Source organism: Marinovum sp., from assembly GCF_048263515.1.
Taxonomy (GTDB): domain Bacteria; phylum Pseudomonadota; class Alphaproteobacteria; order Rhodobacterales; family Rhodobacteraceae; genus Marinovum.
The window spans coordinates 1-22,027 of sequence record NZ_JBLXEC010000021.1; the positions used below are offsets into that span (position 1 = coordinate 1).

Annotated in this window: 19 protein-coding genes, 1 tRNA gene and 1 pseudogene; 12 read left to right on the forward strand and 9 right to left on the reverse strand. The window is 66.9% G+C overall.

All coding sequences use genetic code 11. The features are described from left to right. The 7 genes and pseudogenes from ACN0SE_RS16515 to ACN0SE_RS16545 form a co-directional block, all read left to right on the forward strand. Window positions 1-170: pseudogene (locus tag ACN0SE_RS16515) on the forward strand (dihydrolipoyl dehydrogenase); the annotation flags it as partial. Window positions 171-683: 513 nt separating this feature from the next. Beyond that, window positions 684-1,652: a carbohydrate kinase family protein gene (locus ACN0SE_RS16520; RefSeq protein WP_417525634.1), complete on the forward strand. Its 969-nt coding sequence runs from the start codon at window positions 684-686 to the stop codon at window positions 1,650-1,652. 64 nt (window positions 1,653-1,716) lie between these two features. Further along, window positions 1,717-2,673, forward strand: coding sequence for a substrate-binding domain-containing protein (locus ACN0SE_RS16525; RefSeq protein ID WP_417525635.1), 957 nt, complete (start codon window positions 1,717-1,719; stop codon window positions 2,671-2,673). Window positions 2,674-2,772: 99 nt separating this feature from the next. Next, on the forward strand, window positions 2,773-4,266 hold the full coding sequence (locus ACN0SE_RS16530) for a sugar ABC transporter ATP-binding protein (protein WP_417525636.1): 1,494 nt from the start codon (window positions 2,773-2,775) through the stop codon (window positions 4,264-4,266). A 22-nt stretch (window positions 4,267-4,288) separates the two neighbouring features. After that, window positions 4,289-5,281 (forward strand): ABC transporter permease, encoded by a 993-nt coding sequence (locus tag ACN0SE_RS16535; RefSeq protein ID WP_417525637.1) that lies wholly within the window; start codon window positions 4,289-4,291, stop codon window positions 5,279-5,281. A gap of 90 nt (window positions 5,282-5,371) precedes the next feature. Continuing rightward, window positions 5,372-6,409 (forward strand): zinc-dependent dehydrogenase, encoded by a 1,038-nt coding sequence (locus tag ACN0SE_RS16540; RefSeq protein ID WP_417525638.1) that lies wholly within the window; start codon window positions 5,372-5,374, stop codon window positions 6,407-6,409. After that, window positions 6,402-8,060, forward strand: coding sequence for a glycerol-3-phosphate dehydrogenase/oxidase (locus ACN0SE_RS16545; protein ID WP_417525639.1), 1,659 nt, complete (start codon window positions 6,402-6,404; stop codon window positions 8,058-8,060). The genes ACN0SE_RS16540 and ACN0SE_RS16545 overlap by 8 nt, the downstream gene beginning before the upstream one ends. Window positions 8,061-8,103: 43 nt before the next feature. Here the strand turns inward: ACN0SE_RS16545 and ACN0SE_RS16550 are convergent, their stop codons facing one another. From ACN0SE_RS16550 to ACN0SE_RS16570, 5 genes are read right to left on the reverse strand one after another with little or no spacing between them, the layout of a single operon-like run. Further along, window positions 8,104-9,435 carry an NAD(P)/FAD-dependent oxidoreductase gene (locus ACN0SE_RS16550; protein WP_417525640.1) on the reverse strand — a complete coding sequence of 444 codons (1,332 nt, stop codon included), beginning with the start codon at window positions 9,433-9,435 and terminating at the stop codon, window positions 8,104-8,106. Window position 9,436: 1 nt separating this feature from the next. After that, complete coding sequence (locus tag ACN0SE_RS16555) at window positions 9,437-10,987, reverse strand: trimethylamine methyltransferase family protein (RefSeq protein WP_417525641.1); 1,551 nt, start codon at window positions 10,985-10,987, stop codon at window positions 9,437-9,439. Next, window positions 10,984-12,456: an aldehyde dehydrogenase gene (locus ACN0SE_RS16560; RefSeq protein ID WP_417525642.1), complete on the reverse strand. Its 1,473-nt coding sequence runs from the start codon at window positions 12,454-12,456 to the stop codon at window positions 10,984-10,986. Before ACN0SE_RS16560 ends, ACN0SE_RS16555 begins: the two co-directional genes overlap by 4 nt. Next, entirely contained in the window at window positions 12,453-13,361 is a 909-nt protein-coding gene (locus ACN0SE_RS16565; protein ID WP_417525643.1) for a dihydrodipicolinate synthase family protein, read from the reverse strand. Before ACN0SE_RS16565 ends, ACN0SE_RS16560 begins: the two co-directional genes overlap by 4 nt. Further along, on the reverse strand, window positions 13,351-14,055 hold the full coding sequence (locus ACN0SE_RS16570) for a GntR family transcriptional regulator (RefSeq protein WP_417525644.1): 705 nt from the start codon (window positions 14,053-14,055) through the stop codon (window positions 13,351-13,353). The genes ACN0SE_RS16565 and ACN0SE_RS16570 overlap by 11 nt, the downstream gene beginning before the upstream one ends. 239 nt (window positions 14,056-14,294) lie before the next feature. Between ACN0SE_RS16570 and ACN0SE_RS16575 the strand changes: the two genes are divergently transcribed. From ACN0SE_RS16575 to ACN0SE_RS16590, 4 genes are all read left to right on the forward strand, one after another. Then, on the forward strand, window positions 14,295-15,206 hold the full coding sequence (locus ACN0SE_RS16575) for a DMT family transporter (protein WP_417525645.1): 912 nt from the start codon (window positions 14,295-14,297) through the stop codon (window positions 15,204-15,206). A 116-nt stretch (window positions 15,207-15,322) separates the two neighbouring features. After that, window positions 15,323-16,273, forward strand: coding sequence for an MYG1 family protein (locus ACN0SE_RS16580; RefSeq protein ID WP_417525646.1), 951 nt, complete (start codon window positions 15,323-15,325; stop codon window positions 16,271-16,273). A gap of 58 nt (window positions 16,274-16,331) precedes the next feature. Beyond that, window positions 16,332-16,805 (forward strand): GNAT family N-acetyltransferase, encoded by a 474-nt coding sequence (locus tag ACN0SE_RS16585; RefSeq protein WP_417525647.1) that lies wholly within the window; start codon window positions 16,332-16,334, stop codon window positions 16,803-16,805. A gap of 49 nt (window positions 16,806-16,854) precedes the next feature. After that, window positions 16,855-16,931 (forward strand) — tRNA-Arg (locus ACN0SE_RS16590). Window positions 16,932-17,005: 74 nt separating this feature from the next. Here the strand turns inward: ACN0SE_RS16590 and ACN0SE_RS16595 are convergent. The 4 genes from ACN0SE_RS16595 to ACN0SE_RS16610 all read right to left on the reverse strand — a co-directional run bounded on the left by ACN0SE_RS16595 (window position 17,006) and on the right by ACN0SE_RS16610 (window position 20,593). Then, window positions 17,006-17,425 carry a GlcG/HbpS family heme-binding protein gene (locus ACN0SE_RS16595; protein WP_417525648.1) on the reverse strand — a complete coding sequence of 140 codons (420 nt, stop codon included), beginning with the start codon at window positions 17,423-17,425 and terminating at the stop codon, window positions 17,006-17,008. Window positions 17,426-17,479: 54 nt separating this feature from the next. Further along, window positions 17,480-18,982, reverse strand: a complete 1,503-nt coding sequence (locus tag ACN0SE_RS16600) for a tripartite tricarboxylate transporter permease (protein ID WP_417525649.1) — start codon at window positions 18,980-18,982, stop codon at window positions 17,480-17,482. 18 nt (window positions 18,983-19,000) lie between these two features. Next, window positions 19,001-19,474 carry a tripartite tricarboxylate transporter TctB family protein gene (locus ACN0SE_RS16605; RefSeq protein WP_417525650.1) on the reverse strand — a complete coding sequence of 158 codons (474 nt, stop codon included), beginning with the start codon at window positions 19,472-19,474 and terminating at the stop codon, window positions 19,001-19,003. Window positions 19,475-19,612: 138 nt separating this feature from the next. Next, entirely contained in the window at window positions 19,613-20,593 is a 981-nt protein-coding gene (locus ACN0SE_RS16610; protein ID WP_417525651.1) for a Bug family tripartite tricarboxylate transporter substrate binding protein, read from the reverse strand. 399 nt (window positions 20,594-20,992) lie between these two features. On the opposite strand from ACN0SE_RS16610, the gene ACN0SE_RS16615 reads away from it, so the two are divergent. Beyond that, entirely contained in the window at window positions 20,993-22,006 is a 1,014-nt protein-coding gene (locus ACN0SE_RS16615; protein WP_417525652.1) for a TRAP transporter substrate-binding protein, read from the forward strand. Window positions 22,007-22,027: the final 21 nt, after the last annotated feature.

The window sequence follows — 22,027 nt, forward strand, 5'->3', positions numbered from 1 at the left end:
GCCACATCATCGGCCCGGCGGCGGGCGACCTGATCCACGAGATCTGCGTCGGCATGGAGTTCGGCGCCTCGGCCGAGGACATCGCCCTGACCTGCCACGCCCACCCGACCTTCTCCGAAGCGGTGCGCGAGGCCGCACTCGCCTGCGGCGACGGCGCGATCCACATGTGAGCCACTTGCAAGGCTGACCCGAAACGCCCTCGCAGAGATGCGGGGGCGTTTCCGTTTGCGCTCGCACAAGCCGCGCCCTCACCGGGCCGCGGCACGGCGATCCCGACGTCAGTTCTGCTCGATTTTGTCCCCATCACCGGCGCGCTGGAAATGATTGACGCGCAAACGTCACCCGATCGCCGGGCCATGCGGGCGGCCCGGCGAGGGCGCGGCGGCCTGCGGCCTTGTTCCGCGCCCGGGGGGGGGCTCGTTGTCAGCGAATCTGCGGCGGGGTGGGACGTCGCATTGGGTGTGATTGACGTGTTCATACGAATCTATTTTTGGACAAATGTGCGCGTTACCCATCGGTGGTTCCGGAAGTTTTGCGTCACGATGGTTGGGGAAGTGCAGCTATATCGCTGTTTTTCTTGGGGGAAGCCAATCTCGTCAGGCGCAAATGCGCCACAATGGAACATATGTATTGACAGAATTACGAATGTTCTGACATAACGATCCCAACGCCGGGAGGTGCCAATGCAATTCGACTACTCATCTATGGGCTTCTACACCTTCGACTGCCTGGGCTGGCCGTTCACGCAGGTGCCGCCGGGCGGCGGCACGGTGTTGCTCGACGAGATCGCCCTGGCGGTCTCGGGCGCGGCCGGGGTCGCGGCCATTGTCGGCGCCAAGGTCGGGCTCAAGACCCGCGCGGTCGGCGGCATCGGCACCGACATGATGGGCGACTGGGTGCTGCAGCGCATCGGCCAGTTCGACGTCGATGTCGCTGACCTGCGCCGCTATCCCGGGGTGCCGACCTCGAGCTCCATCGTTCTGACCCGCGGCGACGGCTCGCGGCCCGCGCTGCACGTCAAGGGCGCGACCGGGGCCTTCACCGTCGAGGAAGACCGCTTCGACGCGGTGACCGACGCAACCGTGTTCCACATGGGCGGCGTCGGCCTGATGGATGCGATGGACGGCGCGCGCAACGCGGCGCTGATGAAACACGCCAGGGCGCGCGGCTGCATCACCACCGTCGACGTCTTTGCCGGATCGCCCGCCGATCTGCCCGACGTTCAGGCAGTGCTGCCTTGGACCGACTACTTCCTGCCCTCGATCGAAGAGGCCGAGGCGCTCTCGGGTCTCAAGGACAAGGCCGAGATCGCCGAGTTCTTCCTCGGTCTCGGCGCCACTTGCTGCGTCTTCACGCTGGGCGCCGACGGGGCTTATTACCACCACCGCGACGGCACGCGTTTCACCGTGCCGGCCTTCCGCATCAAGGTGAAATGCACCTGCGGCTGCGGCGATGCCTTCAACGCAGGCTTTGCCACCGGTCTGGTCCGCGGCATGAGCCCGCGCGACACGGTGCGCTTTGCCCAGGCCTGCTCGGCGCTGAATGCCACCGGGCTGGGCAGCCAGGCCGGGGTGCAGGACTTCGATCAGGTGCTGGACTTCATGACTACGACGCCGGTGCTGGCACCGGCCGAGGAGATGGCCGCCGGCTGAGGAGGCCGGCGCCGGACAACAGGGCGGCGCAGCCGTCCGACATGGCTCTAGGAGGAGACCCCACATGAACTTCAAACTGAAACACGCGGTGGCCGCCACCGCGCTGGCCACGCTCATGCCGCTCGCGGCGGCGGCGCAGGACCAGGCCGACCTGATCACCCCGGTCGACGACAAGCTGACCTTTGTCTTCGTGCCCAAGGTGATCCACCCGTGGTACGACGTGGTGGCCGAAGGTGGCAAATACGCCGTCGAAGAGCTGAAGCAGCGCGGCATCCAGGTCGAGGTGATTTGGGACCAGCCGCCGCAGGCCGACGTGGTCGACCAGAACCAGCGGATCGAGACCAACATCGGCCGCCGCCCCGACGGTCTGGCCGTGGCCTGTCTCGACAAGGCGACCAACGTGCAGCTGATGAACGAAGCCCGCGACGCCGGCCTCAATGTCATCAGCTTCAACTCGCCCTGCGACGACAGCTTTCCCTTCATCGGCCCGAAAAGCTCCAAGATGGACGGCTTCGACCTGGGCGAGCGGCTGGCCGCGAAGCTGGACGGCAAGGGCAAGGTGGCGATCCTCGCCGGCAGCCTGACCGCCTCGGACCACGTCGAGCGGATCGAAGGCTTCAAGGAAGCCATGTCGGCGCATCCGGGCATCGAGATCGTCTTTGAGCAGCCCGATGACGACATCCTCGAGAAAGCCGTCGAGCTGACCGAGAACGTGCTCTCGGCGCATCCCGACCTCGACGGCATCTTTGCCTCCAACGCCTCGAACCCGATCGGCGCGGCCCGCGCGGTGCAGAACGCCGGCAAGACCGGAGAAGTGCTGATCGTCGGCATGGACGACCTGCCGGAAGCGGTGGATTTCGTCTGCTCGGGCGTGATCGACGCGCTCAAGGCGCAGCGCCAGTGGGACATGGGTTACTGGGCGGTGCACTACCTCGTCGCCATGAACGAGAACCACACCTTCCCGATGTTCCACGACACCGGGTCGCGCTTCCTGACCAAGGACGACTGCAAGTCGTCGTGACCGGACCGGCCGCGTCGGCGACCCCGCCGGCGCCGGCCTCCGCCCCCCGGGCCGACCGCTCCCTCCGGCTCGGGGCCCTTTTCAGAAAGGTCTCCTGCGATGTGCCCTGCCGCCCCTGTCTTCGAAGCCCGCAATATCTCCAAGTCCTTCGGGCCGGTGACCGCGCTCAGCGATGTCACGGTGACGCTCTACCCGGGCGAGGTGCATTCGATCATCGGCGAGAATGGCGCCGGCAAGTCGACCCTGATGAACATCATCTGCGGCCGCCTGGCGCCCACCGAGGGCACGCTGCTGGTCGACGGCAAGGAGGTGCAGTTTCACCGGCCCAAGGATGCGCAGGCGCATGGCATCGCCATCGCGCCGCAGGAGATCAACCTCGTGCCGCATCTGACCGTGGCCGAGAACATCATGCTGGGCGCGCATTGCGGCCGCGCCGCCGCCATCGACTGGAAGAAGACCCACGCCGAGGCGACGCGCCACCTGCATGAGGTCGACAATTCGATCAATCCGCGCGCCAAGGTGTCCAGCCTGTCCAAGGCGCAGCAGCAGCTGGTGCAGATCGCCCGCGCTGCCGCCACCGAGGCGCGGATCATCATCTTCGACGAACCCACCGCGACGCTCACCTACCGCGAGGAAGAGGTGCTGCTGTCCTACATCGAAAACCTTGCGAAAGAGGGCCGCTCGGCCTTCTACATCTCGCACCGGCTGGAAGAGGTGCGGCGGCTGTCGCACCGCATCACCGCGCTGCGCGACGGGGTTCACGTGGGCGAGCTCACCCCGGACGAGGCCAGCCGCGACCGGATGGTCACCCTGATGGCCGGCCGCCCGCCGAAAACCGGCGCGCAGGTGCAGCGCGAGATCCGCAGCTCCGAGACGGTGCTCGAGGTCACGGGCCTGACCCGGGCGCATGAATTCAGCGATGTCTCCTTCAGCCTGCGCAAGGGCGAGATCCTCGGGGTCTCGGGGCTTGTGGGTTCCGGCCGGACGGAAATGGCCAAGTGCATCTTCGGCGCCACCCGCGCGCAATTGGGCAGCATCACGCTCAATGGCAAACCGGTCACCTTTCGCGATCCGCAGGACGCCATTCAGGCCGGGCTGATCTACCTGCCCGAAGAGCGCAAGCAGGAGGGCATCTTCCCGCTGCTGTCGATTGCCGAGAACACCGCGCTGCCGACGCTGGACCGCTTTGCCGGGCTGCTGCACGTGCGCAACCGCGAGATGATGGAAGAGGTCGAGAAGCTGGCCCGCCAGATGAAGGCCAAGTTCAACTCGCTCAAGGATCCAATCACCAGCCTGTCGGGCGGCAACCAGCAGAAGTTCATCATTGCCCGCTGGCTGATGCGGGATGCGCAGGTACTGATCATGGACGAGCCCACCCGCGGCATCGACGTGAACGCGAAATTCGAAATCCAGTCGGTGTTGCGCCGGCTGACCGAGCAGAACGGTCTGTCGATCGTCGTCATCTCGTCAGAGATGGAAGAGCTGCTCGACGTGGCGGACCGCATCCTCGTCATGCACGAGGGCCGGGTCAAAGGCATCGTGGACCGCCGGGACGCAACGCAGGAAGGCCTGCTGAAGCTGGCGATGAGCTGACATGGAAAGAAAGAACGGATCAATGGAAATCGTGACCCCCTCTGCAACGCCGGCGCCGGTGGCGCGCCGGCAGGCAACCCTCGTTTCGCGGTTCTGGGCCTGGGAGGGCAGCGGCGTGCTGGTCGCCCTGATCGTCCTGACCGGGGCGCTGGCACTCGCCGCCGACAACTTCCTGTCGGGCTACAACATGTCCGTGGTGATGCGGCAGGCGGCCTTCGTCGGGCTGGTGGCGCTGGGCCAGACGCTGGTGCTGCTGGTCGGTGGCATCGACCTGTCGGTCGGCGCCGCGGCCGGGCTGTCGTCGATCGTTGGTGCCATCGCGCTCAGCCAATGGGGCATCCACCCCTGGCTGATCATCCCCTTCACCATGGCCTTCGGCTTCGCGCTGGGCGCGATCAACGGGGTCTTCGTGGCCGGCCTGCGGCTCAACCCCTTCATCGTGACGCTGGCGACGTGGGAGATCTTTGCCGGCCTGACGCTGGTGATCACCAAGGGTTATCCGATCCGGCCACTGGGCGAGGCGTTTCAGGTCTTCGGAAAGGGCGAAATCTGGGGCGTGCCGCTGCCGGTGGTTATCTTTCTGGTCACCGCGCTGGTGCTGATCTGGATGCTCACCCAGACCCGTCTGGGCCGCAACATCTTTGCCGTCGGCGGCAACCGCGACGCGGCGATCCTCGCCGGTATCCGCGCCCGCTGGGTCGAGTTCTTTGCCTTCGGCATGGCCGGGATGCTCTCGGCGCTGGCCGGTATCCTGTTTGCCAGCCGGATGGACGCGGCGCAGCCCTCGGTGGGCGAGGGCTGGCTGATGGGCGCGATCACCGCGGCGATCCTCGGCGGCACATCGCTGAGGGGCGGGCAGGGCTCAATCATCGGCACGGTGCTGGGCGCGATCCTTCTGGCGGTGCTGGCCAATGGCACGGTGCTGATGAACGTCTCGGGCTTCTGGCAGCGGGTCATCGTCGGCTGCGTGGTGCTTGTCGCGGTGCTGGTCGACCTGCTGCGCCGGCGAGGCTGATCCCCGGGGCCCCTGTCAGCCGGCAGGGGCCCGGCCGATCTTGTGGACACAACCCCGCAGTGACCTGACTGCACACCAGGAGTTAGAAACGTGAAAGCCGCCATCCTGCAAGCTCCCAACCAACTCGCGGTGCAGGCCACCGACCTTCCCAAGGCCGGGCCCGGTGATCTGGTGATCCGGATGCGGGCCGCGACGGTCTGCGGCACCGACATCCGCATCTTTCGCGGCCGCAAGACCATGGGCGTGCGCTATCCCTCGATCCTCGGCCATGAGTTCGCCGGCGAGATTGTCGACACCGGTGGCCGGGCCGGCCTGTCGGTGGGCGACCGGGTCGGGCTTTGCCCGACGATCCCCTGCGGCCATTGCGACCGCTGCAAGCGCGGGCTCGAGAACATGTGCGCCGAGGGTCTGAATTTCGGCTACGAGCTGGACGGCGGTTTTGCCGATCTGATCCGCATCCCGGCGCAGGCGGTGGACGGCGGCAACCTGCGCCAGCTTCCGCCCGGGATGAGCTATGGCGAGGCGGCGCTGGTCGAACCGTTGTCCTGCGTGCTCAACGGTCAGGAAAAGGCCGGCGTGGGGTTTGCGGATGTGGTGGTGGTGATCGGTGCCGGGCCGATCGGGTTGTTGCACGTCCTGCTGGCCGGGCTGCGCGGCGCGGCGCGGATCATCGTCTCCGATCCCAACGCCGGCCGCCGCGAGGCTGCCCTGCGCTTTGGCGCCGACGCGGTGATCGACCCGATGGGCGAGGATGTCACCGCCCGCGTCAGGGCCGAGACCGACGGGCGCGGCGCAGACGTGGTGATCTGCGCCATCGGCGTCCCGGCGCTGGCACGGCAGGCCACCGACCTCGTGGCCCACGGCGGTCGGGTCAGTCTCTTTGCCGGGTTTTCCAAGGGCGAGACGGGCGAAATGGACATCAACGCCATCCACTACAACGAGATCAAGGTCACCGGCGCCTTCGGGTTGTCGCGGCGCAATTTCGACGATGCCTTCAACATGGTGGCCTCTGGCCGGCTCAAGGTGGCGCCACTGATCACCGACAGCTTCCCGCTGGACGAGACGCCGCGCGCCTTCGAGGTGGCCGAGAGCGGGGTGGCGATCAAGGTGGCGATCGTCAATGACTGAGCCTCTCGACATCGACGTGCTGATCATCGGCGGCGGCATCAACGGTTGCGGCACCTTCCGCGATCTCTCGGCGCAGGGGATCGACTGCCTGCTGATCGAGCGCGAGGATTTCTGCGCCGGCGCCTCGGCGGCCTCGTCTCGGCTGATGCATGGCGGGCTGAAATACCTGGAGACCGGCGAATTCGGGCTGGTGCGGGAATCGCTGACCGAGCGCAACCGCCTGCTGCAGAACGCCCCGCATTTCGTGACGCCCTTGCCGACGATCCTGCCGCTCCGGTCACGCTTTGCCGGCATCCTGCCGTCGGTCAGGCGGTTCTTCGGGCTGAAGGCGAAGCTGACCAACCGCGGATCGCTGATCACCCGCGCCGGGCTGATGCTCTATGACCTCTACGGGCGCCGTCACCGCTCGATGCCCCGGCACCGCCTCCTCGGGCGCAAGGCGCTCGAGGACCGGGTGGCCGGGATGGACCCGAAGATCGTGGCGGCGGGGCTTTATTACGAGGGTCAGCTCAGCCATGCGGAACGGCTGGGCCTTGAACTGGTGCAGGATGCCGAGCGGCTGAACCCGCGCTCGCGGGCCGTCAACCACGCGCGGATCGTCGCGGTCGAGGGCGCTTGCGTGACCTATGAGGCGGGCGGGCGGCGTCAGACCGTCAGGCCCCGCATCGTGGTCAATGCCGGCGGCGCCTGGATCGACGCGGTGAACCGCGATCTCGGGATCGAGAGCCGGTTGATGGGCGGCTCCAAGGGCTCGCATGTGATCGTCGATCACCCCGGGCTCTACCGTGCCCTCAACGGCCACATGATCTATTTCGGCACCGCCGACGGCCGGGTCAACCTGTGTTACCCTTTCATGGACCGCGTGCTGATCGGCTCGACCGACATTCCGGTCGAGGACCCCGACACCGCATTCTGCGAAGACACCGAGGTTGCCTACATGCTGGCCGCCGTCGGTGAGGTCTTTCCCGACATCGCTCTGACCGAGGAGCACGTGCGCTACCGCTTCTGTGGGGTGCGTCCCCTGCCGCGGGCGGACGGCGAGATCGGCCTCGTGACCCGCGATCATTCCATCGCCGAGGTGACGCTCGGGGCGGGCACCCCCGTGCTCTGCCTGATCGGCGGGAAATGGACCACCTTCCGCGCCTTCTCGGCCGAGGCCGCGCGGCGGGTGCTGGACCATCTGGGCCAGCCGCATCGGGTGGACACCGGCGACATGGCCATCGGCGGCGGGGCAGGGTTCCCGCGGACCCCGGCGGCGCGGGATGGCTGGGTCGACCGCGTCGCGCAGGCCTCCGGCCTGTCGGCGGAGCGGGTGGCGGGACTGCTGGACCGATACGGAACCACAGGCGAAAGGATCGCCGAGGCCTGTGCAGGCGAGACCATGCTGGCGGCCGTGCCGGACTATTCCGACAGGGAGTTGGCCTTCCTCTGCCGCAATGAGCGGGTCGAGACGCTGGCGGACCTGCTGTTGCGGCGGACCCTCATCGCCATGTCGGGCCGGCTGACGCCTCAGGCGATCGAAGAATGCGCGCGAGTTGCCGGGACGGCGCTCGGCTGGTCCGAGGACCGACGTCAGCGCGAGGTCTCGGCGCTGTGTTGCGATGATCTGACGCTTGTTCGTCGCAACATGGCCGCGGCCCCCGCCGCCTGAGCGGAGGGGCCCGCCGGTCTCTATTCACCTATCGGTGCTGGGCTCAGAGCTCATCCCCGGCGCGGTGTTCGCCCCAGCGCAGGTGCAGGTTGGCGCCGATCTGCGCGATCGGGGCGGGCGGCAGCCGGGTCGGCCGGGGCGCCGCCAGTGCGCGGTCGAGGGCGGGGGAGCCGACCCCCAAGGCAAGTTCTGCCGCTAGCCCGCCGGCCAGGGTGCCCTTGGCGGTGCCCAGACCGTTCTGGCAGCAGGCGGAATACAGCCGCTCGTCCAGCTCGCCGATCACCTGCACGTTGTTGCGGCTGAGGCAGAGCCGGCCGCCCCAGCGACAGGCCATCTCCACCCCAGCAAGCATCGGAAACCGCGCGGCAAAGGCGCGGTCGTGGGTAAGGGCGACCTGACGCAGGCGCGCGGGTGGGACCTCAATCGAGGGGTCGAAGGTGAAGCGGTTGCGGATGATGATCCGGTCACCCCCGGTGCCGGCGATGCGCCGGACGGTGGTGCCCAGCGGATCGGCCGGCGTCAGCCCCCAGGTTGGCTGGCCCCCGAGGCGCGTAACCTCGTCAGGGTGCAGGGCGCGGGTCATCGAGGCGTAGGTGAAGACATGCATCAAGCGGCGCGGCAGGAAGCCGAAGCTGTTGAGATGGCCGTTGACCGCGAGGATCACCCGCGGCGCGGTGACCTGCCCGGCAGGGGTGCTGGCGATCCAGTCGCCGCGGCGTACCAGCGCGGTAACCGGGCTCATTTCGTGCAGCGTCACGCCCGCGGCGCGCAGCCCTTCGGCCACGCCGCGTACGAAAAGCGCGGGCTGGATCATCGCGGTGCCGGGGGTGAAGAGACCGCTCTGGTAATAGGTGGTGCCGGTGATCTCCTGCATTTGGCCGGCATCGTAATGCTCGTGCGGCTCGCCCATGGCGGTCAGATGCCGGGCGAAGCTCTGGTTGTGGGCGCAGCCCTTCGGCGTCGCGGCGGCGTTGATCTTGCCCGATGGCGCGAAGGCCTCTGCGCTCAGCCCGTACTCCTCGGCCATGGCGCGGGCCTGGGCGATGCCGCGGCGGTTGTCCTCGGTCTGGGCCAGGTCGGCGTCTAGCGCGCCGCCGTAGTCGTCGGAGGTAAGGTCATGCGGCAGGTCGATCATGAAGCCGGAGTTCCGGCCCGCGGGCCCGTCGCCCACCCGCACGGCGTCGAGCACCACGATGCGGTCGCCGGGGGCCAATTTTGAGAGCCGGTGCGCGGCCGCCAGCCCGGCAAAGCCCGCGCCGATCACCAGCCAGTCGGCGGTGGTCCTGCCCTCCAGCGGCGTCGCCGGCGGCGGGTCCGGCAGCAGCCGGTTCCAGCCGGCGGGGCCGGGGTCGCGGGGCAGGCGGGTGACCTGCATCCTAGTGATCCTGGTTCAGCGCATCGGCCGCCGGGATCTCGCGCTCGCGCCGCGCGATGTAGTCGAGCAGCGCCTCGTTCACGCCGGCGTCGAGCTTCGGCTCCTCGTATTCGTTCAGCATGGCGCGGGCGCGGATCAGCGCGCGCTCGGTGATCTCGATGCCACCCTCGGCCTGCCATTGCTCGATCGAGTTGTTGTCGAACATCTCGGGCATGAAGAACGCCCGCTGGAAATGCTCCAGCGTATGCGGATGGCCGAGGTAATGCCCGCCCGGTCCGACATCGGGAACGGCGGCGAGGGCCTCTTCGAAGTCCTGCCACTGGATGCCCTCGGCCATGCGGTAGCCCATGGCGCAGACCTCGGCATCGACGATGAACTTGGCGGTCGAGCAATGCATCCCGGCCTCGTTCCAGCCCGCCGAATGCCAGAGGTAATTGGCCCCGGCCATCAGCACCGCGTTCATCGTCATCGCGCTCTCGTAGCCCGCCTGCGCGTCAAAGGTCTTGGCCCCGCCCAGCGTGTTCGAGCTGCGCCAGGGCACGCGGTAGAACCGCGCCATCTGGCCGATCATGAAGTTCATCAGGCTGATCTCGGGCGTACCGGCCATCGGCGCGCCGGACTTCATGCTGACGGTCGAGAGGTAGTGGCCGTAGATCGCCGGGCAGCCCTTGCGAATGACCTGCGTATAGGCCAGCGCGCTCAGCGCTTCGGCATTCAGCTGCGCCACGGTTGCCGGCACCGAGGCCGGCGTGTTGGCACCGCCCAGCACGAAGGGCGAGCAGAGCACCGGCTGATTGCAGCGGCAGAAGGCGCGCATCGCGCCCAGCATCGTCTCGTCCCAGACCAGCGGCGAGTTGCCGTTGCAATTGCCGGTGACGACGGGGTGGGTCTCCATGAACTCGGCGCCGAAGAGGATCGCGCACATCTCGATCACGTCCTCGGCGTTCTTCGGGCTGGTGGTCATGCCCATGAAGGTCTTGTCCGAATGCTTCATCGAGGAATAGGTGATCCGCAGGTGCCGCTGGCTGATCGGGTGATCATAGGGTTCGACGATGTGATGCGCGGTCGAATGGAGGCTGGGCAGCATGTGGCTGAGCTTGTGGAAATTCGCCAGATCGTCGAGCGTCGGGTTGCGGCGCTTGTCATCCAGATCGCGCAGGTAGGGCGCGCCGGTCATCGGAACCAAGATGCTGTGATCGCCGCCAAAGGGCAGGTTATTGGCCGGGTTGCGCGCGTGGTAGGTGAAGCTCTCGGGGATCGTCGCGATCAGTTCGCGCACCAGATGCCGGTCGAGGTAGACCATCTCGCCCTGCACCCTGGCCCCCGCGCGGGTCCAGTCGGCGAGGGCGATCGGATCGCGAAAGCGCACGCCCACGTTTTCGAGGATGTCCATCGAGGCCGCGTCGATCCGTTCGACCTGCTCCCGTGTCATCGGCTCTGTCAACGGCAGCCTGCGTTTCAGCGCCGGCAGCATGGTGATGTCGCGGGTCTGCCGTGCCGCCCGCCGCGCGCCGCGCCCACGGCGAACGGTGCCCACGGCGTCGACGCTCATGCGACGTTGTCCCCGTCGGCGGGATCGGTCAGGTCGATCCAGATGGTCTTGAGCTCGGTATACTGGTCGTGGGCGTGGACGCCGTTGTCGCGGCCGCCAAAGCCCGATTGCTTGTAGCCGCCGAAGGGCGTGGCGATATTGCCTTCGCCGTAGCAGTTGACGGTGACCGTGCCGGCGCGAATGTCGCGGGCAGCGCGGATGGCGCTGCGGCCGCCGGCGGAAAACACCGAGGCCGTGAGCCCGTAGGCGGTGTCATTGGCCAGTTGCACCGCCTCGTCGTTGCTGGCCACTTCGATCACACTCAGCACCGGGCCGAAGATTTCTTCCTTGGCACGCGGGTCGTCCGGGCGGACCTCAACGACGACCGGGGCGACGAAGGGGCCGTCGTCGGCGCTGTCGAGATAGCTGCGGACCTTGGCGCAGTGACCGGCGTCGATCAGCGCGCCGATGTGGGTGCCGGGGTCCAGCGGGTCGCTGACCTTCCAGTCGCGCAGGCGGGCCTCGATCTTCTCCATCAGCGCCGGTTTCACCGTACTGTGCACGATCAGCCGCGAGGTGGCCGAGCAGTTCTGCCCGGCGTTCCAGAAGGCGGCGTTGACCACGTGCTCGGCCACGTGGTCGAGGTTTTCGGCATCGTCGAAGACCAATGCCGGGTTCTTGCCGCCGCATTCCAGAACCACCTTCTTGAGGTTGCTGTCGGCGGCATAATGCAGAAAGCGCCGCCCGGTCTCGGTCGAGCCGGTAAAGCTCACCATGTCGACATCCATGTGCCGGCCCAGCGGTTCGCCGACCGACGGCCCGTCGCCGGGCAGAACCTGCAGCACGCCGCGCGGCACCCCGGCCTCATGCGCCAGTTCGGCGACGCGCAGGGCGGTCAGGCTGGTCTGCTCGGCCGGTTTCACGATCACCGAACAGCCCGCCGCCAGCGCCGGGCCGATTTTCCACGCCAGCATCATCAGCGGGAAGTTCCACGGCAGCACGGCGGCCACCACGCCGATCGGTTCACGCACAATCATCGCCAGGGCGCCGTCGCCGGTGGGGGCGGTCTGGTCGTAGATCTTGTCGATCGCCTCGGCGTGCCACTTCAGGCAATGGATGGTCTCGGGCACATCGATCAGCTCGCAATCGCGGATCGGCTTGCCGCTTTCGATGCTCTCCATCACCGCCAGGTCGCGGCGGCTGCGGGTGAGCAGCTTGCAGAGGCGGATCAGCACCTCCTTGCGGGCCTCGGGGTCCTGCTTCGCCCAATGGCCCTGGTCAAAGGCCTCGCGCGCCTTGGCAACGGCCAGATCGACGTCAGCACCATTGGCGGTGGAAATCTGGGTAATCTCTTCGCCGGTCGCCGGGTTGGTCGTCGCCATCATGGCGCCGCGCCCGGGCTGGAACCTTCCGTCGATGAAGGGGCTGCGCGGCAGGTCGAGCGTGGCGGCGATGGCGGTGTATTCGGCCTGGGTCAGCAGATCGGTCATAGCGGGGCCCCCGTGATGCTGGAAACGGCCGTGTTCATGGTGCGGATCACCTCGGCCAATTCGCGTTTGTCGTCCTTGTTGAGTGGTTGCAGCGGCATGCGCGGTGGCCCGGCGTCGATGCCGCGCAGGGTCAGCCCGTATTTGATGCATTGGACGAACTTGCCGCCCTGTTCGAGCACGCGCATCAGCGGCAGCATCGCCGACATGATGGCGCGGCCCTTGGTGAAATCGCCTTCGACCGCGCAGGCCTGGTAGAGCGCGATATGCGCCTCGGGGGCAAAGTTCGACCCGGCGCAGACCCAGCTGCGCGCGCCCCAGGCAAAGAACTCCAGCGCCTGATCGTCCATGCCGCAGCACAGCCCGATATGCGGATACTCCCGCGCCAGCATGTGCAGCCGGTTGATGTCGCCAGAGCTTTCCTTGATGCCGCAGAAATTCGGGCTGCGGCCCAGACGGTCGAGGCAGTCCTCGTCCATGTTGACCGACATCCGCCCGGGATAATTGTAGAGCATCACCGGCAGGTTCGCCGCGCGGTCGATGGCCAGCGCATGCAGCGCGATCTCGCGCCCGGTAGGATAGGCATAAGGCGGCGTCGCCACCAGAAGCGCATCTGCGCCGGCGGATTTGGCGGCCTTGGCGTACATCACGCTGTCCTCGGTGCGGATGGCGCCGGTGCCCACCACCATCGGAACCCGCCCGCCGATCAGCCCGGCGCAGCGCGACATCATCTCGATCCGTTCCTCCGGGGTCTGGGCGTAATATTCCCCGGTCGAGCCGGCGACGACGATGCCATGCACGCCGGCGGCGATCAGGTGCTCGACCGTCTGCGCCAAGGCCTCTTCGTTGAGCGAGAAGTCGGCGTGATAGGGGGTCACCAGCGGCGTGTAGATGCCTTCAAACTGCATTGCGACGGTCCTTGAGTGAAACGACATCCACCGGCAGCGGATCGGGGCGCACGAAGCGCTCCATCCGGTCGCGGCTGAGGTCCCAGTGTTGCAGGGTCAGGTCGATGGCCAGTGCGCCCTCTCGACCCTCGATGGCGGCGATCATGGCGTCGTGCTGCTCGATCGCGGTCAGCACCAGCAGCGTTTCGGCCGGGGCGGCGGGGCGATAGAAGGTCTGGCTCATCCGCGTGTGATCGATCTGCAGCCGCGCCAGCGAGGCCACGAGATAGGGGTTCTGCGCCATCTCGCCGATGGTGGCGTGAAAGCGGTGATTGGCCAGGGCGGCCTCGCCGGGCTGCGCGGATTTCGCGGCGCGGGTGAACTCCTGCTGCGCCGCCTTCAGCCGGTCGAGCTGCGCGCCGGTGCGGTTCTCGGCCGCGAGGCGCGCGATATTGGCATAGACCATGGGCGCGGTCTGAAAGAACGTGCGCAAGACGGCGATGTCCATCGAGGCCACCTTGGCGCCGCGGTTCTGCGTCATGTCGACATAGCCCTCGCCCTGCAGCCGTTGCAGCACTTCGCGCAGCGGGGTGCGGGACATGCCGTATTGCTCTGAGAGACCTGCTTCATCCAGGTCCTCGCCCGGCGCAAGCTCGGTCGAGAGGATCCGGCGGCGCAGATCGGCAAGGCAGTCTTCCTTCGAGAATCGCGGCATGGGGTCCTCCGGTTGCGTGTATACACAGATTATACAATTTAGCCAAAAGCAAGCGTTTTGTCGGTCCGGCGCGTTTTCAGCGCTTCTTCGTCCTGACCGCGACGGGCCATGCCGCCCGACGACCGCCCCTGTCGCGTGACGCGGTGACTTCGGGTCAGCCGCCCGACGAGGGCCACGGCGTCTGGCGCAGGCCGCGCAAAGGGTTCATTAGGGAGACACCGCCGCAGCCGAGGGACGCCATGACACCTGCCAGACAGACCCCGCCAGAGCCCCGTGACTGGGTGCTTTTGCTGTTCCTCAGCTTTGTCTGGGGTGGGGCCTTCATGTCGATGGCCGTGGCGCTCGAACAATACGGCCCCTTCACCGTCGCTGCCGGCCGCATCGGCATCGGCGCGCTGGCGCTGCTGGCCATTGTCGTGGTCACGCGGCCCAAGGACCTCGCGATCCGCGATCTCAAGTCCCTGGGCTTCATCCTGCTACTGGGCATCCTGAATTTTGCCCTGCCGTTCAGCCTGTTGGCCTGGGCGCTGCAACAGGTGCCCTCGGCCTTTGCCGGCATCGCCATGGGCTCTTCACCGATCTTCGTGCTGTTGCTGGCCTATCTCTTTGTCCCGGATGAGCAGATCGGCCCGCGCCGGATTGCCGGCGTGATCCTCGGCTTTGTCGGGCTGCTGGTGCTGATCCTGCCCGGCGCCACCGACGAGCTGGGCGCCGGCGGCACGATTGCCGCGCGGGTGGCCTGTGTCGGGGCAGCGCTGTGTTATTCGGTGGGCGCGATCCTGATCCGCCGCGCACCGCCGGTGCCGCCGATGGTCTTCACCGCCGGCATGCTGACCGCCGGCGCACTGGTGCTGGCGCCTCTGGCGCTGCTCGTGGAGGGCATGCCCGAGGTGACCGCCGAGCGGGCAACCTGGGCCATGCTCTATGCCGGGATCTTCCCGACCGGTCTGGCGTTCCTGTTGCGGGTGGTGCTGATCCGCTCGGCCGGGCCGGTCTTCATGAGCCTCGTGGCCTATGTCGTGCCGCTCTGGGCGGTCCTGCTGGGCGTGATCCTGCTGGGCGAGACCCTGGGCGCCAACACCTATCTCGCCGCGGCAATCATCCTCTCCGGCGTGGGGCTGACCCAGCTGCGGTTCCTGCGGCCGCGGTGACCTGACCCCGCGGCCTTGTCTTGCGCCCGGCGCGGGGATAGACGCCGCAGGCAGAACGCTGACCCGGGGCAGGGGGCTCGTCGCCCTGTCCCCCGCATCCCCGGCTGGAGCCTGTCATGACCATCACCCATCTCGTCACCCATTCCGGCGGCTTTCATGCCGACGAGCTGCTGTCTTCGGTCATCCTGACCCGGCTCTTTCCCGAGGCAGAGCTGGTCCGCTCGCGCGATACCGCATGGACGACGCAGGGCGAGGGCAAGATCATCTATGACGTCGGCCGCACCTTTGATGCCGAGGCGCGAATCTTCGACCATCACCAGCGCCCGGCACCGCTGCGCGAAGATGGCCAGCCCTACAGCTCTTTCGGGCTGATCTGGGCGCAATATGGCCGGGACTACCTGCGCGCGCTGGGCGTGCCCGAGGCGCATATCGACAGCATCCACGAGAGCTTTGACACAGGTTTCGTCCTGCCGGTCGACTTGATGGACAATGGCGCGCTCGAGCCTTCGGTGGCCGGGCCTTTGGCCGGGCTGACCCTGCCGGTGCTGCTCGAAACCCTGAAGCCTGCCTTCGACGACCGCGACGCCGAGGCCGACGACCGCGCCTTCCTCGACGCGCTGCCGGTGGCGCGCGCCTTTGTCGAGGCGGCGATCCGGGGCCGGGCGGCGAAACGCCGGGCCGAGGCCATGGTGATGCAGGCCATCGCCGACGCCGGCGCCTCGCCGGTGCTGGAACTGCCGATGGGCATGCCCTTCCGCGCGGCGGTCGAAAAGGCCGGGGCCGATCACATGCTCTTCGTCGTCCACCCGCGCGGCGAGGATTGGGCGCTGACCACCATCCGCAAGAGCGGCGACAGCTTTGACAGCCGCGCCGACCTGCCGGCGGCCTGGGCCGGTCTGACCGACGAAGCGCTTGAAACGGCCAGCGGCGTGCCCGGCGCGAAATTCTGCCATAACGCGCGGTTCATCGCCGTGGCGAGCTCTCGCGACGCGATCCTGAAGATGGCGGACCTGGCGGTCACCGAGGCGCAGTCGCAGCAGGCCGCCGGAGCCGATGAAACCGTTTGAAGACGGGACCGCGGCGTCCTAGGCTCGGACACATGCGACCCCCCTTCAGGAGTGCCTCGTGAGCCTCGCCTCTCCCCTCGACGTCTTTCCCGCCACGGTAGACGACCCCGACGTTGCCGCGCTTTTGATGCGCCACCACGCGATGATGCGCGCCCAGAGCCCGGCCGAAAGCTGCCACGTGCAGACCCTCGACGAACTGGAGCGCGACGGCGCCCGGGTCTTTGCCTGCCGCCGCGGCGGGGCTTTGCTGGGCGTCGGCGCGCTCAAGCCGCTGGGCAATGGCGAGGCCGAGCTGAAATCCATGCATGTTGCCACCGAGGCCCGCGGCCAGGGCGCCGGCCGCGCCCTGCTGCTGGCGATCCTTTCTGCCGCCCGGGCCTCCGGCCACAACCGGATCAGCCTCGAAACCGGCACCGCACCGCCCTTCGCCGCCGCCCGCGCGCTTTATGCCGCGCAGGGCTTTGTCGACTGCCCGCCGTTCGGCTGCTACAGCCGCGACCCACTGAGCGTCTTCATGACCCGCGCGCTCTGACTCTCGCCCCTTGCCCCGCCGCCGAACTTGCGGCAGATACGGGGACAGCGGTCCCTTAGCTCAACTGGATAGAGCAGCTGACTTCTAATCAGCAGGTTGAGGGTTCGAGTCCTTCAGGGATCGCCAAAATACTTCGTGCCCGAAAAAGCCGCGAGACCCGCCCGCGGGAGCAAACTCTCCGGCCCCAAACCACCCCTCAGTCAGCCCCCCACAAACGCCGCAACCGCCGCTTCCGCCACCTCCAGGTCCTGATCCGGCGAGCCGCCGCTGACGCCGATGCCGCCGATCACCGCGCCGCCGGAGGCGACCGGGAGGCCGCCGGCGATCACCACCATCCGACCGCCGATGGTCGAAGACACGCCCCAGGCGGGCTTGCCGGGCTGGCTGGCCTCGCCAAGGCCCTTGGTCGGGTTGCGGGTGCCGGCGGCGGTGAAGGCCTTGTCGATGGCGATGGTGATGCTGGGGACCTTGGCGCCGTCCATCCGCTCGAAGGCGATCAGATTGCAGCTTTCGTCCATCACGGCGATGCACATCGGTACACCGATCTCTTCGGCCTTGGCCTTGGCGGCGGTGATCAGGGTGCGGGCCTCGGTGAGGTCGAGCCGGGTCAATGTCAGCATGGGGCGGTCCAGTTCAGCTGAGAGGGGCAGGGGGCCGAAACAGGCCCCCCGAGGTCAGGCGCGGGCGGCAGACTGGCGGCGCAGCCGCGCCATCAGCATGCCGATCAGCGGGATCGTCCAGATCAGGATCGTCACCACCCCTAGCGTGCCGCCGACCGGTCGGTCGAAGAACCCGAGGATGCCGCCGTCGGACTTGATCACCGTGGCCATGAAGTTGTCTTCGAGCATCGGGCCGATCACGATGCCGAGGATCGTCGGCGCGATGGGAAAGCCGTTCTCCTCCATCAGGAAGCCGAGGATGCCAAGCACCACCATGATGGCGATGCCGAAGACGCTGTTGGTGATGGCGAAGGAACCGACGATGCAGAACAGCAGGATCACCGGCATCAACAACCGGGCCGGCGTCTGCACCACGTAGCGCGAGCCGCGGATGGCGAAATAGCCGAGGAAGAGCAGCAGAAAGTTCGCCACGAAGAAGGTCATGAAGATCGCGTAGGTCAGGCTGGCCTGGGTGACAAAGACCATCGGCCCCGGGGTGATGCCCTTCATGAAGAGCACGCCGATGGCGATGGCGGTGACGGAATCGCCGGGAATGCCGAAGACCAGCGCCGGGATCCAGACCCCGCCAAGCGCGGCGTTGTTGGAGGCACCGGCGGCGGCCAGGCCCTCGGGGTGGCCGGTGCCGAACTTGTCGGGTGTGCGAGAGAATTTCTTGGCGACCGCATAGGCCACCCAGGCGGCGATGTCCGATCCCGCGCCGGGCAGGATGCCCACGACGGTGCCGATCAGGCTGCCGCGCACCAGGTTGCCCTTGTTGTCGCGCATCATCCGACCTTGGCCGCCGAAGACCGAGGAATTGGACTTCGGAATGGCAGACTTGTCGTGGCGCTTGGCCATCGAAAACCGCAGGATCTCGGTCATCGCGAACATGCCGATCATCGCCGGGATGAAGCTGACACCGGCCATCAGCTCAACCGAGCCATAGGTGAAGCGGGGGAAGCCACCGGTCACGTCGATGCCGATGGTGGCGATGAACAGCCCGATCAGCAGCGACACCGTGCCCTTGACCGCGGTGCCGCGCGAGATGATCACCGAGCAGCTGAGCCCGAGGCAGGCCAGCCAGAAATACTCGACGGTGCTGAACTGAAAGGCGAATTCCGCCAGAAACGGCGCGCCGGTGGCGAGGATGATCGCCCCCACCATGCCGCCGAAGACCGAACAGACCAGGCCGATGCCCAACGCCTTTTCCGCCTCGCCGCGCAGGGTGTATTGATAGGCGTCATCGACATAGGCCGCCGAGGCCGGCGTGCCGGGAATGCGCAGCATGGCGCCGGGAATGTCACCGGCAAAGATCGCCATGGTCACCGCGCTGACGATGGCGGCGATGGCCGGTAGCGGGTCCATGAAGAAGGTCAGCGGCACCAGCAGAGCCGTGGCCATGGTGGCCGAGAGCCCAGGGATCGCCCCGACGAACAGCCCGAAGATCGAAGAGGCCAGGATGACGCCCAGTACCGAGGGGTCCATGACCATGAGGAATGCATCAGCGAAAGTGCCCATGGGGATCTCCTTGTCAGCCTACCAGGCGACGGATTGCAGGACGCCCCATGGCAGGGGCACGAGGAAGACCTTGCTGAACAGCGTGTGGATCGCCAGCGAGGCAATGACCGAGACCAGCAGCGCGGTCACCAGAGAGACCCGCAGCGACAGCAGAAAGGCCAGCAGCACCGTGATGCTGAGCAGCGGAAAGCCGATCACGAAGAGCAGGGGAATGAAGCTCGCCGTGCCGATCAGCACGATGGCCACGCGGAAGATCCGCAGCCGGTCGGTGATCCAGTCGCCGGGGGTGATCAGGCGCGGGCGCTCGGCGTTCAGAAAATCCTTGGCGATCAGCACGATGGCACAGGCGCCAAGGCCCAGCGCCACGATGGTGGGCAACAGGCCCGAGCCGATGGATTGCCCCGGGATTACCGGGAAGGTTCTGGCCTGAAACAGCACGGCGGCTGCAAACAGAAGCAGAAAGCACCCGATCAGGCGGTCACTGACTTTCATGGTGTCTCCTATCGATATCCGGGATCGGGCCGCGCGGGGCGCAGGCGGGGCAGGGCGTGCCCTGGCGCCGAAGTTCATCTTCGGACCGGATGAAACGGGAAAAGGGGGCGCACCGGCAGGACCGGTGCGCCGAAGGGGTTACTTGGTCAGGCCGGCGGCTTCCATCACCTTGCCGTTGGCGGCATCCGCCTCGGCCATGAAGGCACCATAGGCCGGGCCGTCCATCCAGACCTTGCCAAAGCCGCGGTCTGCCATGAAGGCGGTGAACTCCTCGGAATTCCACGCGGTCTCCAGCGCGGCCGAGAGCTTGTTCACGGCTTCGACCGGCAGACCGGCGGGGCCTGCAACGCCGCGCCAGGTGGCGACCTTCAGGTCGATGCCGGTTTCCGATTTCACCGTCGGCAGGTCCTCGAGGCCGGGAAGCGGCTCGTCCGCCATCACTGCCAGCGCCTTGACCTTGCCGGCCGAGATCAGCGAGGCCGCTTCGGGATAGGAGCAGGAGACGATGTCGACACCGCCGGAGACCAAGTCCTGCAGACCAGCGGCCGAGCCCTTGGAGGGCACCCACGGCACCGCATTGGCGTCAAGACCGGCTTCGACGACGAGACCCGCCATGGCGAGGTGCCAGATGCCGCCCTGGCCGGTGCCCGAGGATTTCATCTCGCCCGGCGCCGCCTTGGCGGCCTCGAGGAATTCCGAGATCGTGTTGTATTCGGAATCCGCGCTGACGTGGAACGCTGCCGGATCGGCATTGAACAGGCCGATCGGGGTATAGGCGGTGTGGTCCAACTCAGTCAGGCCGGCGTGGTGCATCATCGCGATTTCGACCGTCGCGGTGCCGATGGTGTAGCCGTCGGGCGCGGCATTGGCGATGGCCGAATGGCCGACAACACCAGAGCCGCCGTCACGGTTGACCACCGAGACCGGCACGCCCAGTTCCTTTTCCATCAGCCCGGCGAGCATGCGGCTGGTGGCATCGGTGCCGCCGCCTGCGCCCCACGGCACGATCCAGGTGATCGGACGCTCGGGGTATTCCGCCTGGGCGGTCCCGGCAAAGGTCATGGCGCCCATGGCAAAGGCCGCGGTGCCGAGGGCAGCCGTCACAAGATTACGAAGCATGAATTTCTCCCAGATGTGTAATGATTTTCGGGCGCATCGGCATTCCTCCTGGCCGGTTGTGCCCAATTCAAATGCCGAAACACATGGAAACGCTATTCCATCGTCGGGCATCCGTCTACGTCGCTGTTTCGCCCTTGGCGTGGTTTCGCATTTGCCAGGGACGGGGATTTGGCATTGATCGGTCCATCAATTCCCAAACCGCCTGTTTTTTACGCTTTTGCCTTCTGCGCTCCTCCTTCTTCGCGGCCGACGACGCGACCGATACATCAAAGTGGGATACTAGTCAGCAATTTTCTTGACGCAAGAGCCAAGCGCGGTCTATCAGTGGCTCGACTGCTGAGGAGTCTGCCGCCCGGTCTGTCACCGCGGCGCAAGATCATAGTCTGGGAGGACACCAACATGACCATTCGTACCTTCACCAAAAAGGCTGCGCGCCTGACACTTGGCGTGGCCCTTGCCACCGGGCTGAGCGCGGTCTCGATGACCGCCGCCGTCGCACAGGAAGTGACCCTGCGCGGTGCCAGCATGTTCGACGAGAACCACGCCTTCACCAAGACGATGCGCAAGTTCGCCGAGCTGGTCGAGGCGAATTATGACGGCGAGGTCGAGTTCGACCTGCGGCTCAACGGCGAGCTGGGCGTCGAAAGCGACTATGTGAACTTCCTGCAGCAGGGCGTCGCCATCGACTATACGATCATGGCCCCCTCCAACATGGCCAAGTTCGCGCCGGCGATCCCGCTGATGGACATGCCCTTCCTGTTCCGCGATCTCGATCACTGGAACGCCGTGCTGTCGAGCGATGCCTTCGGCCCGCTGGAAGCCGAGCTGGAGAAAAACGCCGACATCAAGATCATCGGCTACACCGGCGGCGGCGTGCGCAACCTGGTGTCAAGCGAACCGATCGGCAATCTCGACGATCTGGCCGGCCACAAGATGCGCGTGATGGGCGCCCCGATCCAGGCCAAGACCTTCTCGGCGCTGACCGCGGCCCCCTCGGCCATCGCCTATAACGAGGTCTACAACGCCATCCAGTCCGGCGTGATCGCCGGCTTCGAGAACGAGGCCGCCAGCATCCAGAACCTCAAGTTCTACGAGGTCGCGCCCCACGTCACGCTGACCAAGCACACCATCACCGTGCGCCCCATCGTGATGAGCGGCAAGACCTTTCGCAAGCTGCCCGAAGCGCTGCAGGCCGCAGTTCTGAAGGCCGGTAAGGAAGCCGGGGCCTATGGCCGCGAGCTGGAATCGCGTGAGGACGGTCAGAAGCTCCAGGAGATGATCGACGCCGGCCAGATCCAGGTGCAGGAATTCGAAGGCCGCGAAAAGCTGCTCGAGATGGTGGTGCCGGTTCAGGACGAATTCGCCGAGGAAATCCAGGCGACCGACCTGCTGAAAAACGTGCGCGGCATGTAACCTGCCGTCGGGGCGCGCCGT

Excerpts from the sequence above, each read along its gene's own strand:
- ACN0SE_RS16595 (WP_417525648.1), bottom strand. The coding sequence starts at position 17,425 with ATGCTGACATTGACCCGGCTCGACCTCACCGAGGCCCGCACCCTGATC.
- ACN0SE_RS16600 (WP_417525649.1), bottom strand. The coding sequence starts at position 18,982 with ATGGGCACTTTCGCTGATGCATTCCTCATGGTCATGGACCCCTCGGTA.
- ACN0SE_RS16570 (WP_417525644.1), bottom strand. The coding sequence starts at position 14,055 with ATGCCGCGATTCTCGAAGGAAGACTGCCTTGCCGATCTGCGCCGCCGG.
- ACN0SE_RS16530 (WP_417525636.1), top strand. The coding sequence starts at position 2,773 with ATGTGCCCTGCCGCCCCTGTCTTCGAAGCCCGCAATATCTCCAAGTCC.
- ACN0SE_RS16560 (WP_417525642.1), bottom strand. The coding sequence starts at position 12,456 with ATGACCGATCTGCTGACCCAGGCCGAATACACCGCCATCGCCGCCACG.
- ACN0SE_RS16565 (WP_417525643.1), bottom strand. The coding sequence starts at position 13,361 with ATGCAGTTTGAAGGCATCTACACGCCGCTGGTGACCCCCTATCACGCC.
- ACN0SE_RS16535 (WP_417525637.1), top strand. The coding sequence starts at position 4,289 with ATGGAAATCGTGACCCCCTCTGCAACGCCGGCGCCGGTGGCGCGCCGG.
- ACN0SE_RS16580 (WP_417525646.1), top strand. The coding sequence starts at position 15,323 with ATGACCATCACCCATCTCGTCACCCATTCCGGCGGCTTTCATGCCGAC.
- ACN0SE_RS16555 (WP_417525641.1), bottom strand. The coding sequence starts at position 10,987 with ATGAGCGTCGACGCCGTGGGCACCGTTCGCCGTGGGCGCGGCGCGCGG.
- ACN0SE_RS16550 (WP_417525640.1), bottom strand. The coding sequence starts at position 9,435 with ATGCAGGTCACCCGCCTGCCCCGCGACCCCGGCCCCGCCGGCTGGAAC.
- ACN0SE_RS16605 (WP_417525650.1), bottom strand. The coding sequence starts at position 19,474 with ATGAAAGTCAGTGACCGCCTGATCGGGTGCTTTCTGCTTCTGTTTGCA.
- ACN0SE_RS16520 (WP_417525634.1), top strand. The coding sequence starts at position 684 with ATGCAATTCGACTACTCATCTATGGGCTTCTACACCTTCGACTGCCTG.
- ACN0SE_RS16610 (WP_417525651.1), bottom strand. The coding sequence starts at position 20,593 with ATGCTTCGTAATCTTGTGACGGCTGCCCTCGGCACCGCGGCCTTTGCC.
- ACN0SE_RS16525 (WP_417525635.1), top strand. The coding sequence starts at position 1,717 with ATGAACTTCAAACTGAAACACGCGGTGGCCGCCACCGCGCTGGCCACG.
- ACN0SE_RS16575 (WP_417525645.1), top strand. The coding sequence starts at position 14,295 with ATGACACCTGCCAGACAGACCCCGCCAGAGCCCCGTGACTGGGTGCTT.
- ACN0SE_RS16545 (WP_417525639.1), top strand. The coding sequence starts at position 6,402 with ATGACTGAGCCTCTCGACATCGACGTGCTGATCATCGGCGGCGGCATC.
- ACN0SE_RS16615 (WP_417525652.1), top strand. The coding sequence starts at position 20,993 with ATGACCATTCGTACCTTCACCAAAAAGGCTGCGCGCCTGACACTTGGC.